The organism is Antarctobacter heliothermus (assembly GCF_002237555.1).
Taxonomy (GTDB): domain Bacteria; phylum Pseudomonadota; class Alphaproteobacteria; order Rhodobacterales; family Rhodobacteraceae; genus Antarctobacter; species Antarctobacter heliothermus_B.
This window is the reverse complement of record NZ_CP022542.1, coordinates 59,099-74,308: the sequence shown is the minus strand read 5'-3', so window position 1 is coordinate 74,308 and position 15,210 is coordinate 59,099. Positions and strand designations below refer to the sequence as shown.

11 protein-coding genes are annotated in these 15,210 nt (G+C 60.8%); 4 read left to right on the top strand and 7 right to left on the bottom strand.

Features of this window, described 5'->3' with window-relative positions:
• Positions 1-117: 117 nt before the first annotated feature.
• Positions 118-1,575, top strand: a complete 1,458-nt coding sequence (locus tag ANTHELSMS3_RS24690) for a calcium-binding protein (RefSeq protein ID WP_094037673.1) — start codon at positions 118-120, stop codon at positions 1,573-1,575.
• A gap of 61 nt (positions 1,576-1,636) precedes the next feature.
• On the top strand, positions 1,637-3,280 hold the full coding sequence (locus tag ANTHELSMS3_RS24685) for a GSCFA domain-containing protein (RefSeq protein WP_157733660.1): 1,644 nt from the start codon (positions 1,637-1,639) through the stop codon (positions 3,278-3,280).
• Positions 3,281-3,299: 19 nt separating this feature from the next.
• Here ANTHELSMS3_RS24685 and ANTHELSMS3_RS24680 read toward each other — a convergent pair whose 3' ends face one another.
• Genes ANTHELSMS3_RS24680 through ANTHELSMS3_RS24655 form a run of 6 tightly spaced genes read right to left on the bottom strand, consistent with a single transcriptional unit; the run spans position 3,300 to position 10,071 of the window.
• Positions 3,300-4,127 (bottom strand): FkbM family methyltransferase, encoded by an 828-nt coding sequence (locus ANTHELSMS3_RS24680; RefSeq protein ID WP_094037671.1) that lies wholly within the window; start codon positions 4,125-4,127, stop codon positions 3,300-3,302.
• Positions 4,128-4,135: 8 nt separating this feature from the next.
• Positions 4,136-4,930: an FkbM family methyltransferase gene (locus tag ANTHELSMS3_RS24675; RefSeq protein ID WP_094037670.1), complete on the bottom strand. Its 795-nt coding sequence runs from the start codon at positions 4,928-4,930 to the stop codon at positions 4,136-4,138.
• Positions 4,920-6,239 (bottom strand): class I SAM-dependent methyltransferase, encoded by a 1,320-nt coding sequence (locus ANTHELSMS3_RS24670; protein WP_157733659.1) that lies wholly within the window; start codon positions 6,237-6,239, stop codon positions 4,920-4,922. The genes ANTHELSMS3_RS24675 and ANTHELSMS3_RS24670 overlap by 11 nt, the downstream gene beginning before the upstream one ends.
• Positions 6,240-6,268: 29 nt before the next feature.
• Positions 6,269-7,192, bottom strand: a complete 924-nt coding sequence (locus ANTHELSMS3_RS24665; protein WP_094037668.1) for a sulfotransferase domain-containing protein — start codon at positions 7,190-7,192, stop codon at positions 6,269-6,271.
• 17 nt (positions 7,193-7,209) lie between these two features.
• Positions 7,210-9,459: a glycosyltransferase gene (locus tag ANTHELSMS3_RS24660; RefSeq protein ID WP_094037667.1), complete on the bottom strand. Its 2,250-nt coding sequence runs from the start codon at positions 9,457-9,459 to the stop codon at positions 7,210-7,212.
• A 15-nt stretch (positions 9,460-9,474) separates the two neighbouring features.
• The gene (locus tag ANTHELSMS3_RS24655; RefSeq protein WP_094037666.1) at positions 9,475-10,071 is read right to left on the bottom strand and encodes a hypothetical protein; all 597 of its coding nucleotides are present in this window, start codon (positions 10,069-10,071) and stop codon (positions 9,475-9,477) included.
• 339 nt (positions 10,072-10,410) lie between these two features.
• On the opposite strand from ANTHELSMS3_RS24655, the gene gmd reads away from it, so the two are divergent.
• A complete protein-coding gene (gene gmd / locus ANTHELSMS3_RS24650; RefSeq protein WP_094037665.1) occupies positions 10,411-11,424 on the top strand; it encodes a GDP-mannose 4,6-dehydratase in 1,014 nt (337 codons plus the stop codon).
• A 337-nt stretch (positions 11,425-11,761) separates the two neighbouring features.
• Positions 11,762-13,900 carry a polysaccharide biosynthesis tyrosine autokinase gene (locus ANTHELSMS3_RS24645; protein ID WP_198319980.1) on the top strand — a complete coding sequence of 713 codons (2,139 nt, stop codon included), beginning with the start codon at positions 11,762-11,764 and terminating at the stop codon, positions 13,898-13,900.
• Here ANTHELSMS3_RS24645 and ANTHELSMS3_RS24640 read toward each other — a convergent pair.
• Positions 13,893-15,197 carry a hypothetical protein gene (locus ANTHELSMS3_RS24640; RefSeq protein WP_094037663.1) on the bottom strand — a complete coding sequence of 435 codons (1,305 nt, stop codon included), beginning with the start codon at positions 15,195-15,197 and terminating at the stop codon, positions 13,893-13,895. The genes ANTHELSMS3_RS24645 and ANTHELSMS3_RS24640 overlap by 8 nt on opposite strands.
• Positions 15,198-15,210 lie beyond the last annotated feature (13 nt).

Sequence of the window (15,210 nt, the reverse complement as noted above, 5' to 3'; positions counted from 1 at the left end):
TGCGTAGGCAGGCTTGCCGCCGGAACCCGGCATTCCCGAGGGCGCGATCCGGGGCTAACACGCGCGACATTCATCCCCCGCCAACCCGCGGGACATCATTATAAAAGGAAAATTTCCATGGCTGTCATCTTTCAAACCACCGACGATACCGATGGCATCATCGTCAACAATAGCGACGAGCTGGTGATCATGCCCGGTGTCAATGTCACCGACCCGAGCGGAACCGGGGTGCTACTTTCCAGCGGTGCTTCAATCACCCGGGTCTACAATTATGGCCACATCATTTCTTCCTCTGCTGCGGTCGATGCCAATTCATCCAGCATTATCGAGAACCACGGCACCATCACCTCGATCAACAGCGAGGCTATCGACCTCGCCGGCGAGGACACGACCCACGTGATCCGCAATTTCGGCACCATCACCACCAATGCCTACATGATCGACACGCTCTCCCTTGGCGGAGAGAGCGACATCACGCTGTTCAACTCTGGCGACATGATCCAGAATCAGGGCACTACATCGACCTTCAACTACAATGATAGCTCGCTCGGTGATGTGACGATCGTCAACAGCGGCACGATCTTCAGCAACACGATCAACATGGGTCGTCTGGGGGAGGGTTATCTCTACAATACCGGTGAGATCACCAGCACCTACATCGCTGGATCGAGCAGCGCTTTGGGGCTGACCGTGGTCAATCACGGCACGATCACCGACCGGGATGCGAACAGTATAATCCAGGGCAGCAGCGTAAATGATCTGGTGGTCAATTCCGGCATCATCACCGGCGCAATAAACCTTTGGATTGGGGATGATTTCTATTCCACGATCGGTGACGGGGTGACCGCCGGCACGATCTACGGCGAAGCTGGCAACGACACTCTGGTCGGCGGCGAATTTGCGGATGAGCTTGATGGCGGGGCCGATGACGACCAGCTGGTCGGGCGAGGCGGTGACGATGTGCTGGATGGCGGCAGCGGCGACGATTTCATTCTGGGCGGTGAGGGCAATGACGGCATCAATGGCGGGTCCAACAATGACACGCTAAACGCCAACGCCGGTGATGACAGTGTTTATGGCGAGGGCGGCAACGACGTGCTGGTCGGCCAGGACGGCAGCGACCTGCTTGATGGCGGTGACAACGACGACATCATGGACGGTGGCAATGGCGACGACACGCTTGAGGGCGGTTCGGGCAATGACATCCTGCGTGGGCGTGCCGGGGAGGATGATCTGGCCGGGGGACTGGGCCGTGATTACCTGACCGGCGGCGAAGGGGCGGACAATTTTGTCTTCCGCGCGCTTGCCGGAACCGTTGCGGGGGCCAATCGCGACCAGATCATGGATTTCGAACAGGGCGTTGACCTGATCGTGGTGGCGGGCATGTCGCCGGGGGTGTTTGAATTCCGCGGCACCGCGGCCTTTGCGCCCTCGGGCAACCCGGAAATTCGCCTGAATGAGACCGCCACGGGGTCGACCATCGTGCAGTTTGATGCGGACGGCAACGGCACCATCGACGCGGAAATTCGCGTGGGCGGTGTCACCGGGCTGACGGCGGATGATTTCGTGTTGTAGGGCAGGTTCGGGGGCTTTGCCCCTGCATCCGACCACGATACCTGACCGGAGAGCCCAGACCATGGCCTTGATCGAGATCTCAGTCCAACAGGCGCTGGCGAACCGGTTGGGAGAAACCGCTGGCTGGAGTGACGGCACGGCGGACAACCGTGTGTCACCCGTGGCCCTGCCCGGCTTTCAGGCGCCTTTCCAGCTTGAGCCGGGAGAGAAGGTTTTTACCATCGGGTCCTGTTTTGCCCGCAATATCGAACGGGTTCTGGCCAGCCGGGGGTTTCGGCTGCCGATGCTGGATCTGCTGCGTCAGCCGCAATTCAGGACGGTGAACCCGGCGATCATCAACAACTATGGCGTGCCGTCCATCTACAATGATTTTTCATGGGCGCTGGACCCTGAGGCGCGGTTTGATCAACGCGCCAATTTCATCGAGGTAAGCCCCGGAAAATGCGCCGATCTGCATGTGGTGGCCACCGAACGGCCCCGGCCTTTTGAGGAGTTGGCCCTGCGCCGCAACGCTATCATCGAAGCCACCGGCACCGTGGTCGACTGCCGGGTGGTGATCGTGACGCTGGGTCTGACGGAATTGTGGTATGATCACCTGCAGGGGATCTACCTGAATTCCACCCCGATGCTGCGCGTCCTCAAGGCGGATCCGGACCGCTTCAGCCTGCGTGTGCTGGATTTCGCAGAGACCCTTGGGTTCATGCGCCGGTCCATCGATCTGTTGCAAAGCCGATGTCGCCGCGATCAACAAATCATCCTGACCGTGTCGCCCGTCCCGCTGATCAACACCTTTCGGCAGGATATGGATGTGATGGTGGCCAACAGCTATTCCAAATCCTGCCTGCGCACCGTGGCCGAACACATCTGCACGGACTACGCGCATGTGCATTATTTCCCCAGCTACGAATCCGTCACGCTCAGCGACCGCAAGGTGGCCTGGCTGGATGACAACGTACATGTCACCGATGACATCGTGCGCATCAATGTGGATCGGATGGTTCGGGCCTATTGCCCGCCCGACGACAGCATGGCCGCGCTTGACGAGGCTGCACGGACCGGCGGCGCGCTGGCGCTGCTGGAAGAGGCCAAGAAGCATGCTGTGGGGGACAAGACCCCCGGTCTGGCTTTTTTTGAACGCTTCTCTGCCCTCAGCGCCGAAAGCCCAGATTTCGCCGAAGAGGCGGTTAAATTCTACATTCGCCGACAAATGCCACAGGAGGCACGCTGCCATCTGGATCACATTCCGGCGGACTGGCATCCGAATTTGCGCGCCCTGCGGATGGCACAGATCCATGTTCTGTCTCAGAACTACGCGCCGGTACCGGGGTTGCTGGAACCCTATATCGTGCATGGCGCAAAACTGGCGCTGCAGCGCAGGATGCTGATCCTGGCCTATGTGCGGTTGGATGAGGTTGGCAAAGCCCGGCGCGCGGTGCTGGATTGGCTGCGCTCGCTTCCCGGCGACGAATATGACGCGCTTTGTGCGCTGGGGGACGCGTTTTGCGATGCGTTTCCCGCAGAGGCGGTTGCCGCCTATGACAAGGCTGATGCGCTCAAGGAACTGGATGTGCAGCGGCGGCTGGCGTGGATCGAATGCCTGATTCAATCCGGAGCCCGGGACCGGGCGCGCGCGGCGCTGGAGGTCTTTGACCCCCAAGACCCATATCAGGTCGCGGCGCACAATCGTCTGGCAGCAATTCTTTAGGGGTCAGCCCCCGGCCATGTCAGGGGCAAAATCCCGGGTCCAGCCGTCGGGCGTGCTGCATCAGTCGTCCAAGGTAGACGTGATCGGGGATCAGATCGCCCAGATCCCGCCCCTGTGGCAGGGCAAAATAGCTGTAGGGCAGATCGCCCTTTGCCGTGAAATCCGCAGGCGTGAAGGGCTGCCAGAACATGTCGACCAGATGATAGCCTGCGGTCTCGAACAACCCGAACCAGTCCGCGGCAGAATACCCACCCCGCGCGGCCGCCTCACGCGGCAGGTTTTCCAGCGCGATCAGCGGTTGGTGGCGCGCCATCAGGTCGCCCGCGCCGCGCAGCACAAGGTATTCTGCATCCTCGACGTCGATCTTGAGGAAATCCACTTTTGGCAGCGGATGCGCCATCAGGGCCGCATCCAGCGTGGTGCAGGGCACCGGATAGGTTGTCTTGGGGCCGGGATCCTCGGTGCGCAGCGCCTCGGCGTAGATCGAGCTCATGCCGTCCTGCCCCTGCGGGCGGGTGTGAAAGCGCACCTCACCGACATGGTCATGCGCGGCGGCATGCAGCACCTGCGTCACCCCCTGCGGCACACCGGGGGCTGCCAGCGCGGCCTTTAGCCGGGGCAGCGTGTCGGGGTTGGCCTCGATCGCCAGTCCGGTGCCTGTGGCCCCGACGATCCGCGTCATCGGCACCGTATGGGCGCCGATCCGCGCGCCCACGTCGACAAACCCCCCGCCCGGTTTCAGCACGCTTTGATAGCAGGCCGCGATCATGCATTCGGCCAACCCGGCATGGGTCAGGTGCAGGCCCAGCAGCCGGTTGCGCATCCCCTCCGAGAGCAGCGGCACCATGTCCGCGCTCAGGCAGTCTTGTCCATGAAGGATTGTGCCACCGCCTCGGCGCTGGCGACAAACTCGGCGCTCAATGCGCCCTGTTCGGCGGGGCAGGCAAGGTAATAGCTGGGCAGGTAGGTGTCATTGGCCAGCCGCTGACGCGTCACCTTGTTGAGGAAGATGTCATAGAGGTCATAGTCGAGATCCTCGAAAAAGCTGGCGAACTCGGCCATGGTGTAGCCGTTCAGCTCTGCCGCCTTGCGCGGGGCGTTCTCGAAGCAGATCATCGGGCGCATGGATTTCAGCATCTTTTTCGCGCCGCGCAGCGCCGGGAACTCGGCGTGTTCGATGTCCAGCTTGATAAAGGCGCATTTGGTCCAGCCCGCCTGTTCGACGATGTCGTCGATCTGCACAAAGCTGACGTCGACGGCCTTTTGCTCACCTTCCTCGCTTGGGTGGACATGTTCGGCATAAAGCGACGACCAGCCGGAAAAGCTTTCGCGGATGTAAAAGGTGGCATGGCCTTCGCGGTCGGCGGCGGCCCCGTGCACGATGGTGACCTGCGGCATCTCCTTGGTCACCCGTTCGGTCAGGGCGGCGGCGACGGCGGGGCTGGCCTCGATGCCGATGCCTTGACCCGAGGGGCCGACCTTGCGCGCCATCGGAAACAGATGATGCCCGACCCGCGCGCCCACGTCGATGAAACTGTCGCCCGGTTGCAGCACCTGATCATAGTAATGGCCCAGCAGCTTTTCGCAAAAGCTGGCGTTCTTTTTCTGGCAGGCGATCAGGTCTTCAACGCGGGAAAGGTCATTGAGCATTGGGGTCTCCGGATGTCAGGGTAAGGGGCCAGGAGCGGATATCGAAGTCCGATTTCCGCAGAGCGAATTCAAGCCCGAGGCAGGACAGTTCCTCGGCATTCAGCTCAGGATTTTCGGCTGCAATCTCGACGGCACGCGGATTGAGCCGCCCACGCGCCCGGCCATCGAGATACAGAACTTCGAGCGGTCCGGATTGGATCTTGGCCACGAAATCGCCCGTCGGCACGCGGTTGATCTCTGGTGAGTTGTGGATGAAATCGGTGATCGAGGCGGCGGTTTCGGGACTGCCGCCCGCTGTGGTGATTTGTGTCCCCAGATCTTCGGGTGAGTAAATCAGATGGCCCCAGGCCGGCACCAGATGCCCGGGCGCACGCGGGGAAAACACATGGTGACCCACCTGCGACATCCAGTTCTGGAAGATCCCGTAATGTATCCCGCTGGGCCGCAGCCACCGCGCCACCGCATCGAAAACCGGTAGCGGATTGGGGATATGTTCCCAGACCGCGATGCTGAACACCACGTCGAAGTGATTGCGCGGGAAGTCCACCTTGTGGATGTCCTCGCTGATCATCTTCATGCCGGGGGCACTGGAATATTCGAAAGGTTCAATATTCACACCGACGTAGTCACAGCCGTATTTGTCGATCAGCAACCGCGCCAGAACCGGGTTGAGGGGCGAGGCGCCGATTTCCAGCACCCGCTTGCCCCCGAGGTCGGTAAAGAATGCCAGCCGTTCGACCTGTTCGACCATAAAGCTGTGGTTGAGCACGGCAAAGGTGCTGGGAAAGCTGCGCGGGTCGAGGGTGTCCTGTCCGGTTCCGGTCGTGACCATGTGCCCGACTGCGGCGCGCCCCTCTTCCTCTGTGGTGGCGAGATAGAAAGAATGCGCCCGGTCAAGGGCCGCGTTTGAGACGTAGTAGTCCGGACGCCGGGCAGCAAGCGCCGCAAACATCGCGATTGGCTTGCGATGGCGCAGGTATCTCTGGCCAAGGTCGATGTCGCGGGTCAGCAGCGGGCAGTATCCCCACTGGAACTTGTTGAGATAGGCAGAACTGCCCCGCTGTGCCGCGTCCTCCATCATCAGTCCGATGGTGTCGTCGACCCATTCATGGCCCGGCGCGAAAAACGCACAGAGCTGGTCCGATTGGGTCAACTCGCCTGCCGGGCGCAGCTCTGTCCCGGTCTCTGCCAGCGCCGCCCGAAAGCCCTCGTCGATACAGTAGATCGCGTCGAACCGCTTCTGAAGGGCCTCTACGAAGTGCTGCGCGATCAGAGTGGCGTCTTGGCAGGCAATGACGGCGATGGGCATTATCGGGAACTTCCTTTCGGGACCACGGCTCAGATGTAGTTGTAGCGCAGCAGTGTGGAGGCGTAGGTCTTGTTGATCTCGGCAATCGTTTCCGGGCTGAGCTTGGTCATGTAGTTCTGCGGGTGCACCTGGCGGATGTGCTTGGAGGCGTCCTCGGCCTTGGGCACCACGTTGAACCGGTTGGCAAGGTTCATCGGCTGGCCCGGCTTCATCTTCCATTCGAGGAAGTTCAGCATCGACATGAGCCATTTCTTTTTCATGTAGATGATCTCTTCGTACTGAAAGAGGCGGGCCTTGGGGTGGGTCTTGAGGATCTCGGAATAGGTTTCCAGCTTTTTGACAAAGCTACCGACCTCGCGCAGGGCGAATTCGTTGATGTCCGATCCCAGCGTCGCCTTGCGCTGTTCTTCCATGTGCTTGAACAGCTTGTCGTCGGCATCCTTGCCCGGCATCGGGTGGCTTTGCGACAGCGAGAAATACTGCGACACGACCGCGTCGCGCGGGTCACGCACCAGCACGATCAGCGGGCAGTCGTTCAGGCAGGGGATGTCGTACTGGTTGGGGAAATAGCGGAACCCCGAATAGACATAGCCCTTGGGTTTGAAGATCTCGCTGGTTTCCGCCGGGATGTCGCTGTCGGACACGCCGGTGTTGAAGAAATGCGACTGGATGTCGACAAATTCATAGTCCAGCATCTGGCAGGCGGCGCGGATCATGTTGTTCATCAGCGTCGAGCCGGATTTGTGCACCGACATGAAAAAGGCCGAAGGGATATCGGGGCTGCGCGAGGCGGGCAGTTCGTAGATGGTCTTGCCCTTGTAGGCGATGCTGGCGGTCATTGCTGTGTCCTTGTCATTGCCGTCCCCGGATGAGTCCCCGGTCATCGGCGCGGTGTGTTCGGTCCGGCGGCGCACCCCCATGCGACCGGGCCAAAGCGTCCTGTTTCGTGCCATAGGTGTCAATGCTCCCTCTAGACGTCCCGCAAGACGGACAAGAGCCTTTCTTTGGGTGTGGCGGCCAGAATACGTTCCAGCCCGTCCAGATCGACGCTGTGCCAGGGATACAGCCGTTTGAAGCGGCTCAGCGCCTCACCCGCGTCTTTCCCGTCCCAGTCATAGGTCGGGCGGGTCTGATCGCGACCGGTGATGATGTAATGCACAAAGGGGTTCATGCCCGCATCCGCCACGTCGGTGTTGCGCAACAGATAGTGTTGCCCGTCAAAGAACGGGTTGGGCCGGGCGCCCCGGGCATGGCCCACTTCGAGGTAGTGCAGGACCGGATCCTGAAACGGGCTGTCGGCCCCCATGAAATTGACGCGATACCAGTCCTCGTAGAACAGACCGGAGCGGCGCAGCAATTCGGCCTCGCTCTCGCGTTTTTCGGGATCCGACAGGATCGCGCGTTCGCCGAACAGTTGCAGGTACAGTTTTTCCACCGCCTTGAAGGCCCCGGTGTTGGTGCGGGCCACGCGAAAGCTTTCGCGCATGCATTGCAGGGTGCGCTTGGCCGACATGCCGCCGCCGACATAGGTGGCAATCACCGTGTGGCAATGCACAAAGCTGGCGCCACGCGCCTTCATGGTGAACATGAAATTATGGTCGGCGGTGATGTCAAAGCTGAGGTCATAACCCACAGTGGCCAGCAGGTCGCGCCGGGTCAGTGTGGCCTGATGGCACGGGATGCCGCCCCACCAGCCGGGTTTGAACTCACCACTTTGCAACTGCGCCCAGGTATCGGTGAAATCCGCCGCCTTGTGCAGCGCCGAGACGCCGCTTTCGTGACGGTAGATGTGATCGCCAATCACAAAATCCGGCAGTTTGCGCCGCCCCAGCCAGGCGCCGGGGCCGCCAAAGACATTGTGCATCGCCACCTCCAGCGAGGTGGGCAGGTGGAAATAGTCCCCGGCATTGATGAAGATGATGTAATCGCCCGAGCCCAGCTTTGCAGCCTTGTTCATCGCGTCGTAGACGCCCTTGTCGGGCTCTGACACATAGACGTCAAAGCGGGTTTTGTGGCGCTCCAGAATCTCGACCGTGCCATCCTTGGATGCGCCATCGACCACAACAATTTCCATGTTGCGATAGGTCTGGGCAAAAATGGAGGTCAGCGTCTCTTCGATCTCGGTTTCCGAGTTGTAGCAGACCACCGCCACGGTGACCTTGGGCAGCGGCTCACGGGTGACACGTTTCGCAGGAAAGCCCCGGCCCAGACTTTGTCCCAGACCGGCGCGCACATAGGCGCCCAGTTCGCGGTAGGGTTCGGGATCGCCCAGATCGTCCTTGAACATCAGATCCGACAGGCGGGTCTTCATGTCCCACTGCCATTCGCGGTGGCCGTGCTGGACGCTGCGCCAGGCGCGCTTGCCGATATTGAGATACTGGGTCAGGTCCAGCGGTTTGGGCGTGTCGACATCATAGAGCAGCCCGTTGATCCCGTGGGTGATGTATTCGTTCATCGTGGGATTGTCGGGGGCGATCACACATTTACCCGCCGCCATCGCCTCGAGAAAGGACATGCCGATGCCCTCGAACTCCCGCGGGGCGACGTAGATATCGCAGCCCTCGACGATCTGGCGATAGTCCGACGCCTTGTCAAACCAGGTCGACACGGTGAGCGGGCGCTCTGCCTGTTCGGTCTCGACGTCGACGGCGGCGCGCAACGACGGATCGCCGGCCAGATGCAGGTGGAACGGCAGGTCCGGCATGCCTTCGACCAACGTCTTGACCGTGGCCCAGCTGGGCCGGTCGGTGCGCTGCCAGAAAAACGCCTTGGGGGGGCGTGGTTTTTTCAGCCGGTCCCAGGTCGGATGCGTCACCGGCTGGGGATAGAAGCGAAAGAAGAAGGAATTGACCCCAAGGCTGGCGACCTGGTGATGCAGCGTGGACGAGAAATTGATCACCCGCACGTCGTCGCGCGCCGCCATGGTCTGCCAATAATCGTCACTCAGCATCCGCGCGCCGTCGAACATCGGCACAAAGACCAGCCGTTTGGTCAGTCGCCGTTCGGCGATCGCCTTGGCCAGCATCTCGATCTGGAAGACGCAGATCAGGTCATAGTTTTCATCCGCCAGCGCATCGAGATCAAAGGCCGCCAGCGTCGCCGGATCGGGCAGCGTGTCGCGGCGATGAAACTCTGTGGCCCCGGCCTCCAGCAGGTCGGCCATGAAATTGGTCGAGGCCGTCTTGCGATGGTATTCGTGGCCGATGTAGCAAATCTTCATGGGCCGTCTCCCGGCTTAGCCGTCGCGTTTGGACAGTTGGTTGAGCAGGGCAAAGATCACCGCCTCGTAGCGCGCCTCGCGGGCGCGGGAGTCATGCAGGCGCATCAGCGCCTCTGTCATGTCCAGCGGGTCGGGCTGCGCGGGCCGGATCGCCACCCGGCGCTGGGTCACGATCATGGTCAGCGGCCGGTGGCCCATCTCGGCGCCCCAGAACCGCGTTTCCTTGACCAAGTCGATGTCGAGGATCAGCTCGGCGGGGGCCTCGGGGCTGATGTAGATTTCCATGTTGCGGGTATAGTGCAGACCCTTCTGCGCACTGAAGGCATCGCTGTCGGCGCGGTACTCGCCGATCAGCGCGCCACGCACCGGCTCTTCGGGGGTGCCTTCGTTGACATGGAGCAGTGCGCCGATCCTGACCGGCTCCGGCTCATCGCCATACAGGGCCAGCGGCGCACCCTTGCCCACCGAAAGCGTGATCGGGATCGCACTGTTTCCCGGCCCGCTGAAACAGCAAAATGGCTGTTCGGCACGCAGATCGTAGTGCAGGTTTTCGGGATCGAACTGAATTTCGGTGAGGGCTGGTTGGTCCATGTGGTTGGCAGATCCGTCCATGGTTGTCTGATGTGTCCGCGACGGCGATGGCCGCGGTAGGGCAACAGCCCCTCTCAACAGGCCCCTCTCAAGGGTCATCGGGGCGACGTATTGCATGGTGTCCGACACCGTTACAAGGTGCAAAAATATACCTTTGGCGCGTCCCGGCAGCCCGGTGCCGATCTGCCCTGCCCCGCGTCTTGCCCTGCATCTCATCGGGCAGGCGGACCGCCCGCAGCCCCCGGCGGGACCATGCCAAGGGCAGTCAGGATCCCGTCAGGGTCTGTCGCCCAAGACCATTGCATTTCATGGCCCTGCCAAGTACGCAGCCTGCAATCTGCGCCGCAAGGATCCCAAAACATGAAAAAAGCATTCATCACAGGCGTCACGGGACAGGATGGCAGCTATCTGGCCCAGCTTTTGCTGGAAAAGGGCTATGAGGTGCACGGCGGCGTGCGGCGCATTTCCCAGGTTGAAACCACCCGTCTGGACGCGCTCGGCGTCACCGCGGATGTGCACCTGCATGAGTTCGATCTGGGCGAGCCCAACAAGATCTTTCGCACCATCAGGGACGTGGAACCGGATGAGTTCTACAACCTTGCCGCCCAAAGTTTTGTCGGTGCCTCATGGGAATTGCCTGTTTATACGGCAGAAGTGGACGGCGTTTCGGTGGTCCGCATTCTGGACAGCCTGCGCACGCTGACGCCGGAGTGCCATTTCTATCAGGCCTCGACCTCGGAGATGTTCGGCTTGGTCCAAGAGGTGCCGCAGCGCGAGACCACCCGGCTGCATCCGCGCTCGCCCTACGGCGTGGCCAAGGTCTACGGCCATTACATCACCATGAACTACCGCGAGAGTTTTGGCATGCATGCCTCCTCGGGGATCCTGTTCAACCACGAAAGCCCGCTGCGCGGCAAGGAATTCGTCACCCGCAAGATCACGCTGGGCCTGGCGCGGATCGCCCATGGCGGCAGTGATCCGGTGGAACTGGGCAATATGGACGCGCAGCGCGACTGGGGTTTTGCCGGTGATTACGTCGAGGGCATGTGGCGGATGACGCAGCAGGACGTGGCCGACGATTATGTGTTGGCCACCGGCGTGACGACGACGATCCGCGATTTCTTTACCTATGCGGCGACCGCGCTTGGCATGGATCTGGAATGGTCCGGCACCGGTGAGGGCGAGACCGCCACCTGTCGCAAGTCCGGCAAGCTGGTGATGCGGGTGAACCCCAAGTTCTACCGCCCCGCCGAGGTCGAATTGCTGATCGGCGACGCCACCAAGGCGCGCGAAAAGCTGGGCTGGGTGCCCAAAGTCAGCGTCGAACAGCTGGCCGAAATGATGGCAAAATCCGACTACGATGCGCTTGCCTGACGCCTTGCGCAGCCGACTGCGCGGGCCAAAAGCAGCAGGCGCTGTGGGAACTCTCGCCATGACGAACCGCCCGGCGATTCAGCATTCTTTTTGAGTAACCTGATCATGAGCAATCGTGGACTTATCACTGATCCGCCAAGGCTCTATGATGCGATCAACATGCTGATGAATGCTGTCCGGTTCTATGCGAAAGGGACTGAGGGAGAGCCATTTTTCTGGTACAGACGCGATTGATTACCTGTCGCCGGATTTGGGCAAGATGATTGGGCAGGCAAGATTATGACATGGTCCGTGATGGGGTCAGACTAAAATGAACATGAAGGCGCAGGCAATTTCGATGAGCAATACCGGGACTTTTCCTGACGGGGCGCAGGAAGACGACACCATCGACCTTATCGGTCTTGCGAAAAGTGTATGGCGCGGAAAGTTTCTGCTGGGGTTCTGTGTGCTGGTGGGGCTGATCATCGGCGGGTATCAGGCCTATTTCGTGGCCGTTCCGAAATATGCGGCAACCACCTCTCTGGCGCTGCAGGTCCGCAACCAGCAGGTGGTGGACCTGTCAAGCGTGATCTCTGGCGTGTCGACGGACTATACCGCGATGAACACCGAACTGGTGGTGATCACGTCGCGTGGCATCTTGGAGGCGGTCGTCCGCGAGTTGGAGCTGAACCGGGATCCCGAATTCAACACCGCCCTGCGCGAGGTGCCCCGCTATTCGATGGCGGGGATCAAGGCGCGCCTGCGGCAGGTGGTGCGGGGGATAGAGCCGCGCGGAGAAATAGACCCCGACAACCAGGAATCGGTCAACCGGGCGATTGGCACGCTGCGGCGCTCTGCAACCGCCTCGATCCAGAACGGCACCTATATCTTCAACCTGCGCGTGGTCACCGAAGATCCAAGAAAATCGGCGCAGATCGTGAACGCCCTGGCGCGGGCCTATATCGCAGATCAGATCGACGTGAAGTTTCAGGCCACCGAGAACGCCACCTCATGGCTGTCGGCACGTGTGGTCGAGCTGGAGGCCGAGGTGGTCGAACGTCAGGACCAGATCAAGCAGATGCGGGCCGACATGGACCTGATCAGCCCGGAGGGCATCGAACTGCTCAACCAGCGTGTCCGGGACCTGCGGGATCGTGTCGACAGAAGTCGGGTCGATCTGGAGGCAACCGAAGCCCAACTGGCACGTCTGCGTGAGATCCGTGCAGGCGGCGACCTGCGTCAGATTGCCGACAGTTTTGAAGACCCGTTGCTCATCCGCCTGTTGAACCAGTCTGGCGGGGCTTTGTCGGGCGAGGCACGCGAGACCTTTCTGACCAGGGCCGATACGCGTCTGGCAGCGGTCGAAAACGATGTGACGCGCAGTCGTGCGCAGATCCAGTCTCTCGAAACCTCGCTTCTTGCGACGGAACGCGACGCCAGCACGGAGTTTGACAAGCTTGTGCAGGTCCAGCGCGCCGAGCGCGAAGTCGAATCCGTCCGCACCCTCTACGAGACCTTTCTGACACGCCTCAAGGAAACCTCCCTACAGCAGGGGCTTCAGCAGGCGGACAGCCGTGTCCTGTCCGAGGCCAGCGGCGGCTCTTATGTGTCTCCCCAGAAATCCCGCATTCTGGCGATGTCGGGCATCCTGGGCTTTATGGTGGGGCTGGTGATCATCCTTGGCCGTCAGTATCTGCATGCCGGGTTCCGCACCTCCACCGACCTCGAGCGCAAATCGGGCTTGCCGGTGATCGGTCAGATTCCGCGCCTGAAAATTCGCAGCCGCAAGCAGCTGATCCCCTTCCTGATCGAGAATCCGACCTCGGCGGCGGTCGAGGCCTATCGCAACCTGCGGACCTCGATCCTGATGTCCTCGCTCGACAATCCGCCACAGATCATCCTGTCCACCTCCGCGGTGCCGGGCGAAGGCAAGACCACCAACGCCCTGTCATTGGCGCAGAACTTTGCCGGGCTGGGCAAGCGCGTTCTGCTGGTCGAGGGAGATATCCGGCGCCAGACCTTGTTCGAGTATTTCGAGCTGAGCCGGAACATCGGCGGCCTTCTGACCGTCCTGGAGGGGCGCAAGACGCTGCCAGAGGTCGTGGTGCATGATGAACGGATGGGCATCGACGTCCTGTTCGGGGAAAAATCGACCGCCAATGCGGCGGATGTGTTTTCCTCCGCAACCTTTGGGGACTTCGTGCAGTCGCTGCGCGAGAGTTACGATTATATCATCATCGACACACCGCCCGTCCTGGTCGTGCCCGACGCCCGGGTGCTGGGTCAGCACGCCGACGCCCTGCTCTTTACCGTGGCCTGGAACCGCACTGGCGCCGAACAAATCAGGGAATCGATCCGCCAGCTGGCCTCGGTCAACGTGCCGGTCACCGGCCTTGTCCTGAGCCAGATCGATGCGGCGGGCATGAAGCGTTATGGCTACGGCGACCGATACGGCGCCTATGCAGGCTACGGGAAGGCCTATTACGACGTTAAGTGATTGGGGGGGCGGCAGCGCGTTTCATGAAAAGGCGCGCCGTCCCCACACCGGCAAAGAGAACCATCCAGTGTAGTGTCAGAATGGTCAGGCTTTGTATCGTGACGAAAAGCAGCGCCAAGCAAAGAAACCGCTCTCCTGCCTGTCGCAGCTTCCAAATCAGAACGATCATCATCAGGTAAAACAGAACGGCCACGCCCCCGCCAAAGTCGAAGAGGAGCTCCAAGAAGTTGGAGTTCAGGGGTTGTAGGCCCCCCACTTCATTGTAGCCCACACCAACCCCGTATTCACGGTTCAGAGTGATGAAATACTGGCCCAGCCCCACTCCGGTGACATTCGTTCCGATGTGGTTTGCCAAGTAATCCCAAGCATAGAATTCCTGCCGGTACACAAATGCACCGTCCAGCCCGATTTCCACCTCTGCCGCGCGACGCTCATAGCCGTACTGGACCGCTTCGAGGATGCCGGTATCGGGAAAGACCGTGATGATGAAACCGAAGAGCACGAGCAATCCGAAAACATAGCGCGTGGCCTTTGATGGATAGAGCAGCAGAGCCGCCAAACCAAAAAGCGCGATGGTCGCGAAATAGGATCCTGCAAAGGTGAAGACAGAGATGAGCAGGATGAACCAGCCGGCAGTGCGCAGGCGTCTTGCACGTTCGGATTCCAGTTTGGCCAAGGCAAAGCAGGCGAGAGCTGCGCAAAACAGGACATAGCCCAGACGCTTGGGCTCGTTGGCGAGGCTGTTCACCCGGACGAACCCATATTCATAGGCGATATCCGCGCCACGCGTCCCTCGCACAATGCCGCGGACCGGCAGCCCCAATGGCGTCGCCAATATTTGGTACACCCCGTAGAGTGCAAAGATGATGCCCATGACGACCAGACCCTTCAGCAACAATTGAAGGCCTTCAGGCTTGCGCCCCATTTCATAGCAAAAGGAGAACAGCGCAAAGATCCCCAAGTAGTAGACCACCCGGATCACTGCGCGCGTGCTGTCATCTCCGGCGAGGACGGCAAAGGTTGCAGAAATGGCAAAGGCCATGCCGATCACCGCAACTATGGGTTTTACGACGCTCGGGGCCTTCATCTTGCCCAACAACAAGGCGCGTCCTGTCAGCAGCATCGGGACCGTCTGCCAGAGCGTCAGCAGGGTGACCGTCGGAATGAAGAAATACAGGCTCAGCGCCGTCGGCAAGTAGGCCATAAGGCGCACCGGGTTCTTGCTCAGGAACCATGCGGCCATGGCTGTTCCGATCAGCACGACAAGGGGGTCCAGCGGCGTGTATCCAAACACCATGGGATGATCCGAT